Here is a 17,227-nt window from a genome sequence, read left to right on the forward strand (position 1 = left end):
CCTCCTCGTTCCGGTTGGGTACGCCCTTCACTGTGGGTCCTCACGCCGCGTGAGGTGCAAGTCCGCCCGGCGGGCTACTTGCTCAGGCCCCGGAAGCGGCGCACCGCCAGCGGGAAGAAGACCGCCAGCAGCAGGAGCGGCCAGCCGACGGCCAGCAGGCCGGCGTGCTCGAAGGCCCAGGACGGCGCGGCCGAGGCGGAGGCCGCCGCCGGGTTGCCGAACAGGTCGCGCACCGCCGTCGCCGTCGCCGACATCGGGTTCCACTCGACCACCGCCCCCAGCCAGCCCGGCATCGACTGCGGGGTGGCGAAGGCGTTGGACAGGAAGCCCACCGGCCACACCAGGATCTGCACCGCCTGCACCAGCTCCGGCCGGCCCGCGACCATGCCCAGGTGGATCCCGATCCACAGCATCGCGAACCGCAGCAGCAGGAGCAACGCGAAGGCCGCCAGCGCCGCCGCGGCCGAGCCGTGCCAGCGCCAGCCGAGCAGCAGCCCGACCCCCGCCAGGACCACGAGCCCCACCGCCGACTGGATCATGTCGGCGACGCTGCGGCCGACCAGGACCGCCGAGGAGGACATCGGCATGGCCCGGAACCGGTCGACGACCCCCTTCTCCAGGTCCCGGGTGACCGCCGTCATCGTCGCCTCCAGCCCGAAGGCCATGGTCAGCGCGAACATGCCCGGCACCAGGAACTCGACGTACTCCCCGTCGATCCCGCGGCCGCCGCCCACCAGGAAGCCGAACATCAGCAGCAGCATCACCGGGAAGACCAGTCCGACGACCACCTGCACCGGCTGCCGCGCCCAGTGCGCCAGCTCGCGCCGGGTCATCGTCCAGGAGTCCGAGACCGCCCAGGTCGCGCTCATGCCGCCACGCCCTCACGGTCGGACCGGCCCGTCAGGTGCAGGAAGACCTCGTCCAGCGTGGGCCGCCGGACCGCGAGGTCCTCCGCCTCGATGCCGGCGCCCTCCAGCGCCCGCAGGGTCAGGGCCAGGCCCGCCATCCTGTCCTCCACCGGGAAGCCGAGCGTCGAGGTGTCCGGGTCCACCGAGGGGTTCGGGAGCAGCGCCGCGGCCTCGGCCAGCCGCGCCGGGTCCCGCAGGACGACCACGATCCGGTCCGCCCCGACCATCGCCTTCAGCTCGTCCGCCGTGCCCTCCCGGGCCACCCGCCCCGCGTCGATCAGCGCGATGCGGTCGGCCAGCTGGTCGGCCTCCTCCAGGTACTGCGTGGTCAGCAGGACGGTGGTGCCGCCGCCGACCAGGGAGCGGACCGCGCTCCACACCTCGGCGCGGCCGCGCGGGTCGAGTCCGGTGGTCGGCTCGTCCAGGAACAGCACCTCCGGATCCGTGATCAGGGACGCCGCGAGGTCCAGGCGGCGGCGCATGCCGCCGCTGTACTTCTTCACCGGCTTGCGGCCGGTGTCCGACAGGCCGAAGCGCTCGAGCAGCTCGTCCGCCCGCACTCCGGCCCGCCGCCCGCCCAGGTGGTAGAGGCGGCCGAACATCTCCAGGTTCTGGCGCCCGTCCAGTTCCTCGTCGAGCGCCGCGTGCTGGCCCAGCAGCCCGATCCGGGAGCGGACGGCCGCCGCGTCGGTCCGCACGTCGTGGCCGGCCACCCGCACCACGCCCTCGTCGGGGCGCAGCAGGGTGCTCATGATCCGCACCGCCGTGGTCTTGCCGGCCCCGTTGGGGCCGAGCACCGCGTGGACCGTGCCGCGCGCCACCTCCAGGTCGAGCCCGGCCAGGGCGTGCTTGTCGCCGTACCGCTTGTGGACACCTTCGAGGGAGATCGCCAACGCGACCGACTCCTTACTAGTCAAACTTGAATAGCAGCCCTGCAAGGTAGTGCCCCGAGCGGGGCTAGTCAAACTTGATTACGAGTGATTCCGCGAGACGGACCGCGACTACGGGCGGGACGGGCCGGACTGCGCGTACGCGTTCTCCCCGCTGTCGGCGAGGACCCCGAGGAACGGCTCGCCGCCCTCGCCCGCGAAGGAGTACGCGCCCCCCTCGATCCGGGCGATCAAGCCCCGCGTCCACTCCGCCTCCGCGTCCGCGGAGTGGACCCACATGTGCATGATCTCGCCGATGTGCCCCAGCTGCCCGGGCCCGGACTCCGGCGTGTAGTAGTCCGTCACCGCCGACCGCCAGCCCGCCAGCTTCGACAGCCGCTCGCCGAGCAGCTCCAGGACCTCGGCCCGCGGCAGATCGACCATGAAGCCGATCGCCGCGGACAGCACGTCCGTCTTCTGGTCATACGCCGCCAAGGCCTCGCGCAGCAGCCTGAAGTACTCCGCGCGCCCCGCGTCCGTGACCTCGTACTCGGTGCGCGGCGGCCCGCCGGCGGCGCTGGGCGCCACCTCGTGGGCGTGCAGGACGCCCTGCTTCGCCATCTGCTTCAGCGCGTGGTAGATCGACCCGGGCTTGGTGTTGGACCACTCGTGCGCGCCCCAGTATTCGAGGTCGTTGCGCACCTGGTACCCGTGCGCCCGCCCGTGCTGGCGGACGGCACCGAGGACGAGAAGCCGGATCGCTGACATGGGGCCAGGCTACTCAGTCCCCCTCAGCCCATGGCCTTGGTGCCGTCGATGCTCTCGCGGATGATGTCCGCGTGGCCCGCGTGCCGGGCGTACTCCTCCACCAGGTGCAGCAGCAGCCAGCGCATCGAGACCTTGGCGTCCTGGGGGAACCAGGGCGCCGGGGGCAGCGGAAAGGCCTCGTCGAGGCTGGGCAGGGCCATAACGAAGGCCTCCAGCTCCTTGGAGACCCCCTCCCAGGAGGCCAGGACGGCGGGGATGGACTCGCCCTCGGTCAGGCGGAAGGCATCGCCCCAGTCGGCCTCGGTGCGCCGCTCCTCTCCCCCAGGCTCCGCCTGGGAGGTGCCCCCGGGCCGCTGCTGGGCCAGCCGCAGCCAGTTGAGCTCGACCTCGCCCGCGTGCTTGAGCAGCCCGGACAGGGACAGCTCGCTGGCGCTGGGGCGGCTCGCGGCCTGCTCCTCGCTCAGCCCGAGCACCGATTCGCGCAGGGCGGCGCGCTGGGCCTCGACGAAGGCGAGGAGCGTGCCGCGCTCGTCGCCGGGGATCTCGGTGGAAACCTGAGCCATGGATCTACCGCCTTCTGCGTCGGTGTCTCTCCTGCTGACAAGACCCACGCTACGGAGCCTTGCGGTCAGTTCCTGTCCTCAATCGGCGGCTATCGCGGGGCGGGTACCTCGTCCGGCCGCAGCACGGGCAGCGTGGTCGCCGGCTTCGGCAGCAGCGCCTTGGAGAGGTCCTGCCTGCCCGTCGGGTCGAGCCCGTACATCGCCTCGTAGATCTTGCGGACGGCCGGTCCCGAGGCACCCGAGCCGGTGCCGCCCTGCGAGATCGTCATGACGATCGTGTAGTCCTCGGTGTAGGAGGCGAACCACGAGGTGGTCTGCTTGCCCTGGACCTCGGCGGTGCCGGTCTTGGCGTGCATCGGGATCTGCTTCTGCGGCCAGCCGCCGAACCGCCAGGCGGCGCTGCCCGAGGTGGCCACCCCGGCGAGCGCCTCGTCGATGTTGGCGCGGGTCTTGGCGTCCATCGGGAGCTTTCCCTGCTCCTTCGGGGCGATCTCCTGGACCGACGTGCCGTCGGCGCTGACGATCGCCTTGCCGACGCTGGGCTGGTGGAGCGTGCCGCCGTTGGCGATGGCGGCGTAGACGGAGGCCATCTGGACCGGGGTGACGAGCGTGTCGCCCTGGCCGATCGAGTAGTTGATCGCGTCGCCCTCACGCAGCTGGTTGCCCTGGCGGCAGTTCTCGTAGGCGATCTTCTCGGCGAAGCTGCCGTTCTTCTTGCCGTCCCGGCACCAGGCGTCCTTGTTCGCCTCGAAGAAGTCCTGCTTCCACTTCCGGTCGGGGACCCGGCCGGGGACCTCGTTCGGCAGGTCGATGCCGGTGCGCTTGCCCAGGCCGAACTCGTGGGCCGTCTTGAAGAACCAGTCGTTCGGGTTCTTCTTCGGGTTGATCCCGCCGTCCTTCTTCCACTCCTGGTCCGCGATCAGGTAGTAGACGGTGTCGCAGGAGACCTCCAGGGCGCGGCCGATCGTGATGTCGCCGTGGCCCTGCGACTCGAAGTTCGTGAAGGTCTGGCTGCCGACCGAGTACGAGCTGGGGCAGGGGTAGCGGTTGTTGAACGGGTACCCGGCGTTGACCGCGGCGGTCGAGGTGACCACCTTGAAGATCGAGCCCGGCGCCGCCTGGGCCTGGATCGCCCGGTTCAGCAGCGGGTAGTTGGACTCCTTGTCGGTGAGCGACGCGTAGTCCTTGGCCGAGATGCCGCCCACCCAGGCGTTCGGGTCGTAGGTCGGGTTCGAGGCCATCGCCACGACGCGGCCCGTCTTGGACTCCATGACCACGACCGCGCCCGAGTCGGCCTCGTAGTTCCTGCGGGTGTTCTTGTCGTAGACGTCGCGGGCGTCGATCATCGCGTTGTTCAGCTCGCGCTCGGCGACCGCCTGCACCCGGGAGTCGATCGAGGTCACGACGTTCGACCCGGGCTGCGCCTTGTCGGTCTCGCCCTGGCCGATGACCCGGCCGAGGTTGTCGACCTCGTAGCGGGTGATGCCCGCCTTGCCGCGCAGCTCCTTGTCGTACGTGCGCTCCAGGCCGGAGCGGCCGACCTGGTCGGAGCGCAGGTAGGGCGAGTCGGAGTTCTTCGCCTTGGCGATCTCCTCGTCGGTGACCGGCGAGAGGTAGCCGAGCACCTGGGAGGTGTTGGCCTGGTCGGGTGCGGCGTAGCGGCGCATGGCGGTGGGCTCCGCGGTGATGCCGGGGAAGTCCTCCGCGTGCTCGTGGATCTGGAGGGCCTGCTCGGTGGTGGCCTCGTCGCTGACCGGGATCGGCTGGTAGGGCGAGCCGTTCCAGCAGGGCTGGGGGGTCTTGGAGTCGCAGAGCCGGACCTTGTCGACGACCTCCTGGGGGTCCATGCCGAGGACGCCCGCGAGGCGCGTGAGGACGGCCTTGCCGCGGTCCTTCATGGTCAGCAGCTCGGTGCGGTTGGCGGACACCACCAGGTGGGTCGCGTTGTCGGCCAGCGGCACTCCGCGCGAGTCCAGGATCGAGCCGCGCACGGCGGGCTGGACCACCCGCTGTACGTGGTTGTTCTTGGCCTCGTCGGTGTACTCCTGGCCATTGCGTATCTGGAGGTACCAGAGCCGTCCGCCCAGGGTGAGCAGCAGGGAGAAGACCACGATCTGGATGACGACGAGCCGGTTCTGGACCCGAGGGGTCCGGCCGGTCTCGGGTATGTTGCTCAACTTGCACTCCCCCGGGCGGCTCCACTACGCCCGGTCGAGTCTAGGGGGTGTCCTCACACCTCCAGGGACCTCTCCGGTCAGAACGGGAACCGGCTGCGTCCGTGCTGTACCGAGATCCACTTCTGGGTGGTGAAGGCCTCCACGGTGGCCTCGCCGCCGAGGCGGCCCAGCCCCGAGGCCTTCTCCCCGCCGAAGGCGGCCAGCGGCTCGTCCCCGATCGTGGAGTCGTTGACGTGGATCATCCCCGTCTCGATCCGCTGCGCGAAGCGGACGCCGCGCTCCACGTCCCGGGTGTGCACGGCCCCGCTCAGACCGTACGGGGTGGCGTTGGTCAGCCGTACGGCCTCGTCCTCGCCGTCGAAGACCACCAGCAGGGCCACCGGGCCGAAGATCTCCTGGCCCATCAGCGGGGAGTCCTCGGGGAGGCCGGTCAGCACGGTCGGCTCGACCAGGTTGCCGCGCGTAGACCCCCGTACGAGGGCCCGCGCCCCGGCTTCCAGGGCCTGGTCCACCAGCGCGGTCAGGGCGTCGGCCTGGAAGGAGTTGATCAGCGGGCCGATGTGGGTGTCGGCCTCGTGCGGGTCGCCCGTCTTCAGGGCGCGCACGCGGGCGGTGAACTTCTCGGTGAACTCCTCCGCGACCGAGGCGTCGACCAGGATGCGGTTGGCGGCCATGCAGACCTGGCCCTGGTAGACGAAGCGGCTGAAGACGGCCGCGTCCACCGCGTAGTCGAGGTCGGCGTCGTCGAGGACGACGAGCGCGCTGTTGCCGCTGAGCTCCAGGACCGTGCGCTTGAAGTGGCGGGCGGCGACCGCCCCGACGTGCCGGCCGACCCGGTCCGAGCCCGCGAAGGAGATGACCTTGGGGACGGGGTGGGTCAGGAGCGCGTCGCCGATCTCGGCGATGTCGGTGACCAGGACGTTCAGCAGCCCGGCCGGCAGCCCCGCGTCCTCGAAGATCTTGGCGATGACCCCGCCGCCGACCACGGGCGCGTTCTGGTTCGGCTTGATCACCACCGCGTTGCCCAGCGCCAGCGCCGGGGCGACGGATTTCAGGGCGACCAGGAAGGGGAAGTTGAAGGGGCTGATCACGGTGATCACGCCGACCGGGAGTCTCTGCACCCGGTTCTCCTTGCCCTCGACAAGCGAGCACAGGATGCGGCCCTCGGGGCGGACGGCGAGCTGCATCGCCTCGCGCATGAACTCCTTGGCGAGGTAGATCTCGTACTCGGCCTTGGGACGGGTCCCGCCGAGCTCGTCGATCATCGCCTCGACGATCTCCTTCTCGCGCTCCTCGGTGATCCGCAGGGCGCGCTCCAGGACCGCGCGTCTGGTGTAGGGGCTGGTGGCGGCCCATTCCCGCTGGGCGCGCTCGGCGCCGCGGTAGGCCTGGTCCACCTGCTCGACGGTGGCCACCGTGATGGCCGCGAGCTTCTCCCCGTTGTAGGGGTTGACGTCGATGATGTCCCACGAACCGGTACCGGCCAGCCATTCGCCGTCGATGTACTGGTGAGCCAGGTCGCTGAATATGGACATGCCATCCCTTACTGCGAGCGCGCACCCGTGCGCTGCACCGGAGACCGATCGGTCGTCATGCACTGACCAGTAGTCATAGTACGTTCGATTCAGGACAGTTGGAGCAGACCGCGGAGAAGATCCCGGGTCCGGTCCGCGTCGGGGCAATCGGCCTGAAGCCGCTCCATCGCCCGCTCGTACTGCCCCACTTCCTCGTCCTTGTCCAGGTAGAGGGCGCTGGTGAGCTGTTCCAGATAGACGATGTCCTGGAGGTCGGACTCGGGGAAGCGCAGCAGGGTGAAGGCTCCGCTCTCGCCCGCGTGGCCGCCGAAGGAGAAGGGCATCACCTGGAGCTGCACGTTGGGCCGCTGGGAGACCTCGATGAGGTGCTCCAGCTGGCCGCGCATGACGTCGCGGTCGCCGTACGGGCGGCGCAGGGCGGCCTCGTCGAGCACGGCGTGGAAGACCGGGGCGTTCTCGGAGACGAGGACCTTCTGGCGCTCGAGGCGCAGCGCGACGCGGCGGTCGATCTCGGCGGCGGTGGCACCGGGCATGCCGCGGCTGACGACGGCGTGGGCGTAGGCCTCGGTCTGCAACAGGCCGTGGACGAACTGGACTTCGTAGATCCGGATGAGCGAGGCGGCGCCCTCCAGCCCGATGTAGGTCTGGAACCAGCCGGGCAGCACGTCGCCGTAACTGTGCCACCAGCCGGTCGCGTTGGCCTCGCGGACCAGTCCCAGGAGGGACTCGCGCTCGGCGTTGTCCGTGACCCCGTAGAGCGTGAGGAGGTCCTCCACGTCTCTGGCCTTGAAGCTCACCCTTCCCAACTCCAAGCGGCTGATCTTCGATTCGGATGCGCGGATCGAGTAGCCGGCCGCCTCACGGGTGATGCCGCGGGATTCTCGGAGTCGCCTGAGCTGTGAGCCCAGGAGGATGCGGCGCACCACGGAACCGCTCGCTTCTGCGGTCACTAGTACTGCCCTCCCCATCGCAATTGGCATGCGTGCGCGTCGAGGGCCCCCGCACCCCCAGGGCCCGCAGTCTGCCACCAAAACGCATCGGTCCGTACTCGTTCTGTAACGGAATCCCGGCTCCCGGAAAAGAAGTCCGTAAGGATGCGTAGGAAGAAATGAGCAAGAACCGTCACGGGAGCGGACAGGTCCGGCGCGTGCACGTGCATCTGCCCTTGCATCCGGCTCGCCCATTCGGAACGATGGTCCCCGCGCACCTGCGTGCACTTCGCGCCGGCGCCGGACCCACCCCGCAGTTCTCTTTGGACGAGGCCGCCGCCCCGTCCGCGAATCCCGGGAGTGCCTCGCATGGGGACGAATGGATCGACCATGCTCGAGCCGTTACGGCAGGGGCTTCCCCCGGTCGACCCCACGGCTGTGTCCGGGTCCGCGTCCTGCGCTCTGCCCGCCCGCCTCGAAGCCGTCCGGGGGGCACGTTCCTTCTGCCGCTCGACGCTGGCGCAGTGGGACCTCGACGAGCGGTTCGACGATGTCGCGCTGGTCGTCTCCGAGCTCGTCACCAACGCGCTGCGCCACGCCCTGCCCGAGGAACCGCGCGGCGCGGGCGGCGAGGCGGAGCCGGCGGTACGGCTGCACCTGATGCGGTGGAGCACCCGGCTGGTGTGCGCGGTGCGCGACCCCAGCGAGGACCGGCCCGGGGGCTCCTTCTCCCCCGAGCACACGGAGGAGAACTGCGACCTGGAGTCCGGGCGCGGGCTCTTCCTGGTGGACTCCTACAGCGACAGCTGGGGCTGGCACCCGCTCGCGGGCCGGCTGACCGGCAAGGTGGTCTGGGCGCTGTTCCTGCTCCACGACTGAGCGGGAGCCACCCACCTCGACACGACAACTGGCCGGGACTGATCTCAGTGATCATTCCCGGCCAGTGCACGTGCATGGCTCGAAGAAGTGCGCTGTTCCGTCAGCAGATCAGCCGATCAGGTGATCGAACTCGCCGTCCTTGACGCCCAGGAGCAGGGCCTCTATCTCGGCCGGCGTGTAGACGAGCGCCGGGCCGTCCGGAAACCGCGAGTTGCGCATGGCGACATCGCCGCCGGGCAGTCGCGCGAACTCCACGCAGGATCCCTGCGAGTTGCTGTGTCTGCTCTTCTGCCAGGTCAGCTCAAACAAGGAAGCGAGTTCTGCAGCTGCCATCCCGTTGTACGCGTGGTCCACAGGAAGCCCCCGATAGTGCAGATGTCAACTGCACGGGATCATAGCTGTGTTCATGGGCGCATGCATGGGCAGATGCACGTGCACGCGGGGTGCCTTCCTGATCACGGAGCGGTCCGACCGGGGGAACTCCTCAGGGGCGCAGGGCCTGTGACACCCCGTCCAGCGACTCCAGGAGCTGCTCGCCGGCCTCCCGGACCCGCCCCGGCCCGGGCCCGTCCCCGTCCGCCGGCGCCGCCCTGATCTCCTCCCACTGCGGGACGCTGCCCTCCCGTACGGCGGCGGGATGCGGAGGCGGCCCCGGCCCGCGCGGCGGCGGGATGCGGGGGTCGGCCCCGGCTCGCCCAGCGGCAGCGGCACCGGCCTAGCGCGGCAGCGGGGGGCGGCGGCCGCCGACGTGGGCGGCATCCGCCGCGGCCGTGCCGTCCTCCCACCCCGCGTGGTCACTCGCACCCCGCAACCGCGTCATCGTCGTCCGCGGGAACATCTCCTCCGCCCGGGAGGTCACCGCCACGTCCCGGGCCACCAGCGCCGGCAGGTGCTCGGCGGTCCCGCTCACCTCCCGCTCGGCCGCCTGCACGGTCTCCGCGAGCCGGCGGCCGAGCCGACTGGCGTACGCGAGCAGGAACGACTGCCGGAAGGTCTTCGTCCGCTTGCGCCCGCCCGCGCGCTGCGCCGCCTCCGCGCGGGTCATCGCCGCCGTGCCCTGCACCAGCAGCGAGGTGTACAGCAGCTCCACCGCCTCCAGGTCGCTCTCGAAGCCGACCACCGTGGAGAACTCGAAGCCGCCGTTCCACACCGCCCGGCAACGGTTGGCGGTGGCCACCGCGTCGAGCAGCACCGCCTTGGCCTCCTCGTACGGCGGCTCGACGCCGATCCGGCAGGCGCCCGGCACCTGGGCCGGGCCCTTGCCGCCGCCGGCGGCCGCGAGCAGCGCCTCGTCCACGGTGTGCCGGGCCATCAGCTCCTGCGCCTTGGCGCTGAGCGCCTCCGCCTCCTCCGGATACGTGGTCGCCTCGGCCTTCGCGAGCAGCGCGCGGATGCGGCCGAGCATGCGCGGCTCGATGTGCGCGTGCTCCGCGAGCGCGTCCGCCGGGTCGCCGGGCAGCGGGCCCACCGGTTCGATCGACGGCAGCCGGATCAGCAGCCGGAACACCTCCAGAAAGGCGGTGGCCAGCGTGAACCGGTCCGTCCGCTCCCGCTGCGCGAGCCGCTCGGCGTACGAGCCGTCCTCGCCCCACCACGCCTCGGCCTCGGTCCAGCGCTCCGGGAGCCGGGCGTAGCGGCGCGCCTCGGCGGCGATCACGTCCCCGGCGATCCGCAGGTGCCGCTCCTCCAGGTCCCGGCGGACCAGCCGGAGCACGTCGGCCGGCTGCCAGCCGCGCTCCCAGGCCTGCCGTACGTACGCCTCCCCGCGCCCCAGCAGCTCCCGACCGACCGCGGCCCACCGCTCGCTCTCGGCGACGAGCAGGGACGCCCCGGTGTCCAGCCCGGTGTCGTCCTGGGCGTAGAGGGCGGCGGCGAAGGCTCGGTCGACGGTTCCGGCAAGGTCTCTCACACCTCTCAGCTTGGCATGTCCGCCTTCGCGTCCCATGCCCGGCGGGCGGCCTCGATCTGCGGCCGGTGGGCGAGCGACCAGTCGGCGAGGCCCTTGACCAGGTGGGTCAGGCTGTGGCCGAGCGCGGTCAGCTCGTACTCGACCTGCGGGGGCACGGTGGGGTGCACGGTCCGCGTGACCAGGCCGTCGCGCTCCAGCCGGCGGACGGTGAGGGTGAGCATCCGCTGCGAGACGCCGTCGACCGCGCGCTGGAGCTCCTTGAAGCGGTGGACCCCGGCCGCGAGCTGGACCACGACGAGGACGGACCACTTGTCGCCGAGCCGGTCGAGGACGTCGCGGATGCCGCAGTCGTCGTCGCAACTGACGACGGGGGCGGTTATCTCCGTGTGCCCTGGTGACATGGAAGTGCCTCCTTACGCACCGTGGGCCGATCCGCACACGATGTCCGGGTAGCCAACCACGAAGCGAACGAAGGACTTCCCCATGCTCTTGGTCACCGGTGTCTCGGGCGGACTCGGCTCCCTGGTCGCGCGGCACCTGGCGGGCCGGCCGGACGTACGGTTCGGGACGCGGCTGCCGGGCGGGCCGGGACAGGTGCGGGTGGACTTCGACGACCCGGACGCCCTCGACTTCGCCGGGGTGGACACCCTGCTGCTCATCTCCTCCGGGTACGGGGAGGACGACCGGGTCATCGCCCGGCACGGGGCCGCGGTCTCGGCGGCGGAGCGGGCGGGGGTGGGCCACGTCGTCTACACGAGCCTCACCGGGGCGGGCGACCACCTGCCGTACGCGCTCCCGCACCGCTGGACCGAGCGCCGCCTGCGCGAGTCCTCCCTGGACTGGACCGTCCTGCGCAACGGGCTGTACGCGGAGCTGCTGGCGGCGCTGGCCGCTCCGGGGCCGGACGGGGTGATCACGGCTCCGCTGGGCGCGGGCCGGCTCGCGGCGGTCGCCCGGGAGGACCTGGCGGAGGTCGCGGCACGGGTGGCCCTCGCTCCCGGGGAGCATGCCGGGCAGGTGTACGAGCTGGTCGGAGACCGGGCACTGGGAGGGGTGGAGCTGGCCGCCGCGGCGGGGGCCCGCTATGCGCCCGGCTCGCTGGCCGAGGCGCGGGCGGCGCTGTCCGGCGGGGCGGAGCCGTTCGAGACGCCGATGCTGGTGGCGACGTACTCGGCCGTCGCGGGGGACTTCCTGTCCACCCCGGACGGGGGCACTCTCCGCCGTCTCCTGGGCCGCACCCCGCACTCGGCCCTCGATGCGTACACGACGTCCCTGCCCCGCCGCTGCCCTCGTCCCGGTCTTTGAGCCCCGCCGGCGATTGAGGCGGGGGCGGGGCGCGCGGTCCACCGGCCGCGGCCGCTGGAGAAGCCGCGGCACGGCGCGGCGGGACTGTCGGACCCCGGTGGGACACTCGCACTCGTGAGCGAGAACGCCGGCCGGTGGGCCCTGGCCGAGGACAGCGACGGGCGGTGGCACGCCGGCCCCGTGCACCCCGCGGCCGGCCCCCGGATCACCGTGCGCGACCCGGCGGAAGCCATCCGCGCCGCGCCCGCCGCCACCCGCTGGGTCTGGCGGTCGACGGCGGCCGTGTACCCCGGCCTGCTCGCCGCAGGCGCCCGCGTCGAGCGGTGCTACGACGTCGAGGACGCCGAGCTGCTGCTCCTCGGCCACGAGGGCCGCTCCGGCGAGCCCCGTTCGGCCGCCGCCGCCTGGGCCCGGCTGAACGACGCCCCCGTACCGCCCGATCCGCCGCAGCGCGCCGCCGACCCGGCCGCCCAGGACTCCCTCTTCGACCCCCGGCCCGCCACCCCCGTCCCCCTCGACGCCCTGCTGGCCGTCCACGCCGACCAGGCGAGACGGCTCGACGCCACCGCCCACCCCGACCGCATGCGGCTGCTCACCGCCGCCGAGTCCGCGGCCTTCCTCGTCGCCGCCGAGATGAACCGCGCGGGCCTGCCCTGGCGGGCCGACGTCCACCGCGCCCTGCTGACCGAGCTGCTCGGCGAGCGGTACGCGGGCGGCGGGGAGCCCCGCCGCCTCGCCGAGCTGGCCGACCGGATCTCCGCCGCCTTCGGCCGGCGCGTGCGCCCGGACCTGCCCGCCGACGTCGTCAAGGCCTTCGCCGAGGCGGGGATCAAGCTCACGTCCACCCGCCGCTGGGCGATCCAGGAGCTGGACCACCCAGCCGTCGAGCCACTGCTCGAGTACAAGAAGCTGTACCGGATCTACACCGCCCACGGCTGGAGCTGGCTCGCCGACTGGGTGCGCGACGGCCGTTTCCGCCCGGAGTTCATCCCCGGCGGCACCCTCACCGGCCGCTGGGTGACCAACGGCGGCGGGGCCCTGCAGATCCCCAAGGTGATCCGCCGGGCCGTCGTCGCCGACCCCGGCTGGCGGCTGGTGGTCGCAGACGCCGACCAGATGGAGCCCCGGGTGCTCGCCGCGATCTCCCGCGACCCCGCCTTCATGGAGGTGGCCGGCCGGCCCGAGGACCTCTACACCGCCGTGTCCCGCCAGGGCTTCTCCGGCGACCGCGACAAGGCCAAGCTCGCCGTTCTGGGCGCCGTCTACGGACAGACCTCCGGCGACGGCCTCAAGAACCTGGCCGCCCTGCGCCGCCGCTTCCCGCGGGCCGTGGCGTACGTGGACGACGCGGCCAGGGCCGGGGAGGAGGGCCGGCTCGTACGGACCTGGCTCGGCCGCACCTGCCCGCCGCCGGCCGAGGTCCCCGAGGAGGGGGAGGCGGGGATCCCGCAGGACCGGGAGGACGCCTGGACCCCGAGCTACGCCTCGACCAACACCCGGGCCCGCGGCCGGTTCACCCGCAACTTCGTCGTGCAGGGCAGCGCCGCGGACTGGGCCCTGCTGCTGCTCGCGGCCCTGCGGCAGACCCTGGCGGGGATGCGGGCCGAGCTGGTGTTCTTCCAGCACGACGAGGTGATCGTGCACTGCCCCGCCGAGGAGGCCGAGGCCGTCGCCGAGGCGATCCGCGCCGCCGGCGACCGGGCCGGCCGGATCGCCTTCGGCGACACCCCGGTCCGGTTCCCGTTCACCACGGCGGTCGTGGAGTGCTACGCCGACGCGAAGGAGCGATAGGTGGATTGAAGGAGCGCGAAGCAGTCCGTGCGCTAGTTGTGGAGGCGGTTCCAGCCCGGGGTCAGCGCGATCTCCTTGAGCTGCTCCACCGTCAGCGCGGGCGTCTCCCGGGTGGCCGTGCCGGTCTGGTTGGCCGTGTTGTAGGCGGAGACCAGCACCCGCAGCCCGTCCTCGCGCAGGGTGTCCACGGACCACTCGACCACGCCCTTGCCCTTCTCGGCGGCTCCCTGCCTGACCCGGACCTTGGTGCCGTCGGGCTGCGTGGTGACCCCGGGGCCCGAGAAGAGCGCCGTGAAGATCGCCGTGTTGTCGGTCTCCTGGACGCTGAGCTGCACCAGGGACTTGCCCTGGCCGTCGTCGAGCACGGCGTAGCCGTGCTCGTTCTGCCCGCCCTGCGAGAGGATCGCGATCCCGTACGGGATCAGCAGCCCCTTCAGCGCCACCTCGGCCCGCCGGTCCCGCAGCGCGGTCGCGGCCTCCGTGTCGCCGGCCGCGTCCCGCTCGGCCGGCGGCAGGTCGTCCAGCGCCGGGTGCCACTTGTCCGAGGCGACCAGGGTCTTCAACTGGGCCATGGTCAGCGGCGGGTTGGGCCGGCTGACGGGCACGCCCTTCTCGGCCGGGGCGTTCCACTCGGACGCCTGGACCAGGTAGCCCCGCGGGGTCACGAGCACGGCCCGCCACAGCTTCGTGTCCACCCGCCGGTCCGGGTACTCGTATCCCTGGTGGAGCAGCACCTTGGAGCCGTCCGCGAGCTGCTCGGTCGTGCAGTCGTCGTACTCCTGGAGGTTCTTGTCCCCGCACTCGGTCAGCTCGCGGGCATTGCTGCCGTGCGGGTCCACCCGGGAGAGGCTCAGGCTGACGGCCGCCCTGCCCTTGCCGTCGTCGTACACACCGGACACGTACGGCGGCTCCCCGGTGCCGCGCGCCGTGGTGTCGGTCAGCTTCCCGCCGGGCAGCAGCTCCCGGAACACGGCCAGCAGCTGTTGGCCGGTGACCGCGCCGGTGCCGGTCCTGGGCATCGCGGGGTCGGCGCCCGGACCGGAACCGCGGCTCGGCGCCGGCGGCGCGGCGACGAGCTCGGGGCGGGGACCGCCGTCGGAGCCGCCCAGCAGGCCGCCGGTGTAGGCGCCGGTCGTCGCGACCACGGCCAGAGCCAATGCGGATCCGCCGATCACGGCGGCCCGGCGGCGCGCCACGAGGCGGCGGCCGCGCCGCTCGCCGGCGTCCACGAGGGCCGCCCGGTCGGCCGTGAAACCGTTCCCCGCACGCCGGAGGGCTTCGCCGAGTTCATCTTCGAGGGGCATGGGGAACCAGACCTTCCGCTTTTGCAGTATGGGGTGAGGCGGCGAGAGGGACCGGCATGGTCAGAGCCCGGCGAACTCGGCGAGACTGCCGCCCAGTTGATCGCGCAGCCGGGCGAGCGCCCGCGTGGTCCGGGTACGGACCGCCGCCGAGCTGGAGTTCATCGCGTCGGCGGTCTCCTCGACGCTGCGGTCCTCCCAGTACCGCAGCACCAGCACCGCCCGGTCCTTCGGCGCCAGCCGCCCCAGCGCCTCCAGCAGCGTCAGCCGCAGCGCCGGATCGCAGTCGCCGCCGGGGGCGGCCGCGCCCGGTTCGGGGAACTCCCCGACCGGGCGCTCCCCCGCCGACCGGCGCCGCTGGTGCGTCAGGAAGGCCCGCACCAGCACCGTCTGCGCGTACGCCGGCGGATTGTCGATCCGCGAGATCCTCCCCCAGACCAGGTACATCCGCCCCAGGGTCTCCTGCACCAGGTCCTCCGCCAGGTGGGTGTCCCCGCTCGTCAGCAGACAGGCCGACCGGTACAGATGACCCGACCGTCCTGCCGCGAACTCGCGGAACCCGTCCCTGCGCCCCTGCCGCATGCACTCCCCCTCGCGCCCGTCTCACCCCGATGACGCGACAGGGGTGCGGAAATGTTTCAGCCCAGTTCGTGGAAGTAGTTCCCCGGGCGACCTGGAGCGGCGGCCGAAGAAGTCTAAAAACGCGTTCTGGAAAGGCCCGTGTACCGGCCAGACTCGTGCCATGAACCAGATACCGGCCGGCTTCGGGCCGCCACCCGAACCGTTCGAGCCGCCGTCCGGTGGTGCCGGCGCCGACGCAGGTGGCGGCACAGGTGCCGGCGGGGGCGGCCCGTTCCGGGGCCGGACGGCCGGCGTCCTGGCGGCGCTGGCCGCCGTCCTGCTCGTCCTCGGCGGCGGCGCCTACCTCACGCTCGGCGGCGACGGGGGCAAGGACGCGAAGGACGCCAAGGACGCGGCCGCGCCGACCGGTTCCCCCTCCGTCGACCAGGGCGACGGCAAGGGCCCCGGCACCGGCACCGACACCTACGACCCGAATGCCGGCATCCAGCCGGGCGAGGCCCGGGTCTGGCTGCGCGACAACCAGACCGAGCTCGCCGGCTCGGGAGCCGCGCAGTTCGGCCCCTGGCAGGTGGGCGACGTCGTGATCAGGGCGATGTACAAGGAGGTCACCGCCCATGCGGTGGCCGACGGCCAGGAGAAGTGGAAGCTCTCCCTCCAGACCCCGTTGTGCGGCGTTCCGCGGCACCCCTCCGCCACCGGCAAGCTGGTCGTGGGCGTCAAGGAGACCGACTCGGACACGGCGCACTGCAACCAGCTCCAGCTGGTCGACCTCACCACGGGGACGGCGGGCTGGAAGGTCCCGGTACCGCAGGAGAACCGCTACGACACGGCGAACGAACTCGAAATGGCCATCACCGGCGACACCGTGGCCGTCGCCCGGCCGGCCTTCATGAGCGGCTTCTCGGTCACCGACGGCCGCCGGCTCTTCGGTACGTCGCGCACCAACGGCTGCACCCCGCGGGCGTTCGCCGGAGGCTCCCGGCTCATCGCCATCCGCAACTGCTTCCCCCCGAAGGAGCCCGTGTCGTCCGCGCAGATGATGGTCGAGGAGCTGGATCCGGCCACCGGTGGCTCCAAGTGGAGCCACACGTACGACAAGGGATGGAACGTCGGCCGGGTGCTGTCCGTGGACCCGCTGGTGGTCGCGGCGTACCACAAGGAGAAGAAGACCTGGAACATCACGGCGTTCACCGCCGACGGGAAGGTCCGCTCGCAGAGCGACGCCGCCTTCGGGGTCAGCGGCCGATGCAACGGCTGGGGCAACTCGACCGGCTACCAGGACTGCTTCGCGGCCGCGGCGGACGCCGACACGCTCTACATCGGCGCGGGCAAGACCGGTGACCACCTCGGCATCGAGGACACCCTCAAGGTCGTCGCCGTCGACCTGAACACCGGCAAGGAGAAGTGGAGCACGGCCGAGCAGCCGAAGGGCCGCACCATGTGGCCGCTCGCCGTGGAGAACGGCCGGGTCGTCGTCTACGTCGCGCCCGGCGTCGGCACGGCCGCCTCGGTCGTCTCCCTCTCCCCTGCCGACGGCACGGCCCAGCCGCTCCTGCAGAGCCCGGCGGCGGCCGCCGGGGCCGAGGGCGTCTTCTTCGACCACGGGGTCCGCATCGGCTGGGCGGGCGGTCGACTGTTCCTGCTCAACGGCAGGGTGAAGGGCCCGGAGCCCTCGGTCGTGAGCCGCGCGATCCTCTCCTTCGGCAAGTAG

The 17,227-nt window shown here is 72.1% G+C and carries 15 protein-coding genes and 1 pseudogene; 4 read left to right on the forward strand and 12 right to left on the reverse strand.

Translation table 11 applies throughout. The features are described 5' to 3' along the window. Positions 1-74: 74 nt before the first annotated feature. The 7 genes and pseudogenes from BGK67_RS16610 to BGK67_RS16640 all read right to left on the reverse strand — a co-directional run bounded on the left by BGK67_RS16610 (position 75) and on the right by BGK67_RS16640 (position 7,788). The gene (locus BGK67_RS16610) at positions 75-869 is read right to left on the reverse strand and encodes an ABC transporter permease (RefSeq protein ID WP_069920823.1); all 795 of its coding nucleotides are present in this window, start codon (positions 867-869) and stop codon (positions 75-77) included. After that, positions 866-1,801, reverse strand: a complete 936-nt coding sequence (locus tag BGK67_RS16615) for an ATP-binding cassette domain-containing protein (RefSeq protein ID WP_244291235.1) — start codon at positions 1,799-1,801, stop codon at positions 866-868. Before BGK67_RS16615 ends, BGK67_RS16610 begins: the two co-directional genes overlap by 4 nt. Before the next feature lie 108 nt (positions 1,802-1,909). Further along, positions 1,910-2,545, reverse strand: a complete 636-nt coding sequence (locus BGK67_RS16620) for a PadR family transcriptional regulator (RefSeq protein WP_069920825.1) — start codon at positions 2,543-2,545, stop codon at positions 1,910-1,912. A gap of 23 nt (positions 2,546-2,568) precedes the next feature. Further along, positions 2,569-3,108: a DinB family protein gene (locus BGK67_RS16625; protein ID WP_069920826.1), complete on the reverse strand. Its 540-nt coding sequence runs from the start codon at positions 3,106-3,108 to the stop codon at positions 2,569-2,571. A 110-nt stretch (positions 3,109-3,218) separates the two neighbouring features. Beyond that, positions 3,219-5,285, reverse strand: a pseudogene (gene mrdA / locus BGK67_RS16630) (penicillin-binding protein 2); the annotation flags it as partial. A 77-nt stretch (positions 5,286-5,362) separates the two neighbouring features. Further along, positions 5,363-6,820 (reverse strand): aldehyde dehydrogenase family protein, encoded by a 1,458-nt coding sequence (locus BGK67_RS16635; RefSeq protein WP_069920827.1) that lies wholly within the window; start codon positions 6,818-6,820, stop codon positions 5,363-5,365. A gap of 89 nt (positions 6,821-6,909) precedes the next feature. Beyond that, positions 6,910-7,788: a helix-turn-helix domain-containing protein gene (locus BGK67_RS16640; protein WP_069920828.1), complete on the reverse strand. Its 879-nt coding sequence runs from the start codon at positions 7,786-7,788 to the stop codon at positions 6,910-6,912. A gap of 351 nt (positions 7,789-8,139) precedes the next feature. On the opposite strand from BGK67_RS16640, the gene BGK67_RS16645 reads away from it, so the two are divergent. Continuing rightward, positions 8,140-8,628: an ATP-binding protein gene (locus BGK67_RS16645; RefSeq protein ID WP_069920829.1), complete on the forward strand. Its 489-nt coding sequence runs from the start codon at positions 8,140-8,142 to the stop codon at positions 8,626-8,628. 108 nt (positions 8,629-8,736) lie between these two features. On the opposite strand, the gene BGK67_RS16650 is transcribed toward BGK67_RS16645, so the two are convergent. The 3 genes from BGK67_RS16650 to BGK67_RS16660 all read right to left on the reverse strand — a co-directional run bounded on the left by BGK67_RS16650 (position 8,737) and on the right by BGK67_RS16660 (position 10,938). Further along, the gene (locus tag BGK67_RS16650) at positions 8,737-8,982 is read right to left on the reverse strand and encodes a DUF397 domain-containing protein (RefSeq protein ID WP_069920830.1); all 246 of its coding nucleotides are present in this window, start codon (positions 8,980-8,982) and stop codon (positions 8,737-8,739) included. Positions 8,983-9,343: 361 nt separating this feature from the next. After that, positions 9,344-10,573, reverse strand: coding sequence for a DUF2786 domain-containing protein (locus BGK67_RS16655; protein ID WP_069920831.1), 1,230 nt, complete (start codon positions 10,571-10,573; stop codon positions 9,344-9,346). Then, a complete protein-coding gene (locus BGK67_RS16660) occupies positions 10,543-10,938 on the reverse strand; it encodes a winged helix-turn-helix transcriptional regulator (RefSeq protein WP_069920832.1) in 396 nt (131 codons plus the stop codon). Before BGK67_RS16660 ends, BGK67_RS16655 begins: the two co-directional genes overlap by 31 nt. 82 nt (positions 10,939-11,020) lie before the next feature. On the opposite strand from BGK67_RS16660, the gene BGK67_RS16665 reads away from it, so the two are divergent. Beyond that, complete coding sequence (locus tag BGK67_RS16665; RefSeq protein WP_069920833.1) at positions 11,021-11,842, forward strand: NAD(P)H-binding protein; 822 nt, start codon at positions 11,021-11,023, stop codon at positions 11,840-11,842. 180 nt (positions 11,843-12,022) lie between these two features. Next, positions 12,023-13,633, forward strand: coding sequence for a bifunctional 3'-5' exonuclease/DNA polymerase (locus tag BGK67_RS16670; protein WP_244291475.1), 1,611 nt, complete (start codon positions 12,023-12,025; stop codon positions 13,631-13,633). Positions 13,634-13,665: 32 nt separating this feature from the next. Here BGK67_RS16670 and BGK67_RS16675 read toward each other — a convergent pair whose 3' ends face one another. Both BGK67_RS16675 and BGK67_RS16680 read right to left on the reverse strand, forming a co-directional pair. Next, positions 13,666-14,937 carry a hypothetical protein gene (locus BGK67_RS16675; RefSeq protein ID WP_069920834.1) on the reverse strand — a complete coding sequence of 424 codons (1,272 nt, stop codon included), beginning with the start codon at positions 14,935-14,937 and terminating at the stop codon, positions 13,666-13,668. Between the two features lie 60 nt (positions 14,938-14,997). After that, the gene (locus BGK67_RS16680; RefSeq protein ID WP_069920835.1) at positions 14,998-15,516 is read right to left on the reverse strand and encodes a SigE family RNA polymerase sigma factor; all 519 of its coding nucleotides are present in this window, start codon (positions 15,514-15,516) and stop codon (positions 14,998-15,000) included. Between the two features lie 160 nt (positions 15,517-15,676). On the opposite strand from BGK67_RS16680, the gene BGK67_RS16685 reads away from it, so the two are divergent. Beyond that, positions 15,677-17,227 carry an outer membrane protein assembly factor BamB family protein gene (locus tag BGK67_RS16685; RefSeq protein ID WP_069920836.1) on the forward strand — a complete coding sequence of 517 codons (1,551 nt, stop codon included), beginning with the start codon at positions 15,677-15,679 and terminating at the stop codon, positions 17,225-17,227.

Source organism: Streptomyces subrutilus (assembly GCF_001746425.1).
Lineage (GTDB): Bacteria > Actinomycetota > Actinomycetes > Streptomycetales > Streptomycetaceae > Streptomyces > Streptomyces subrutilus_A.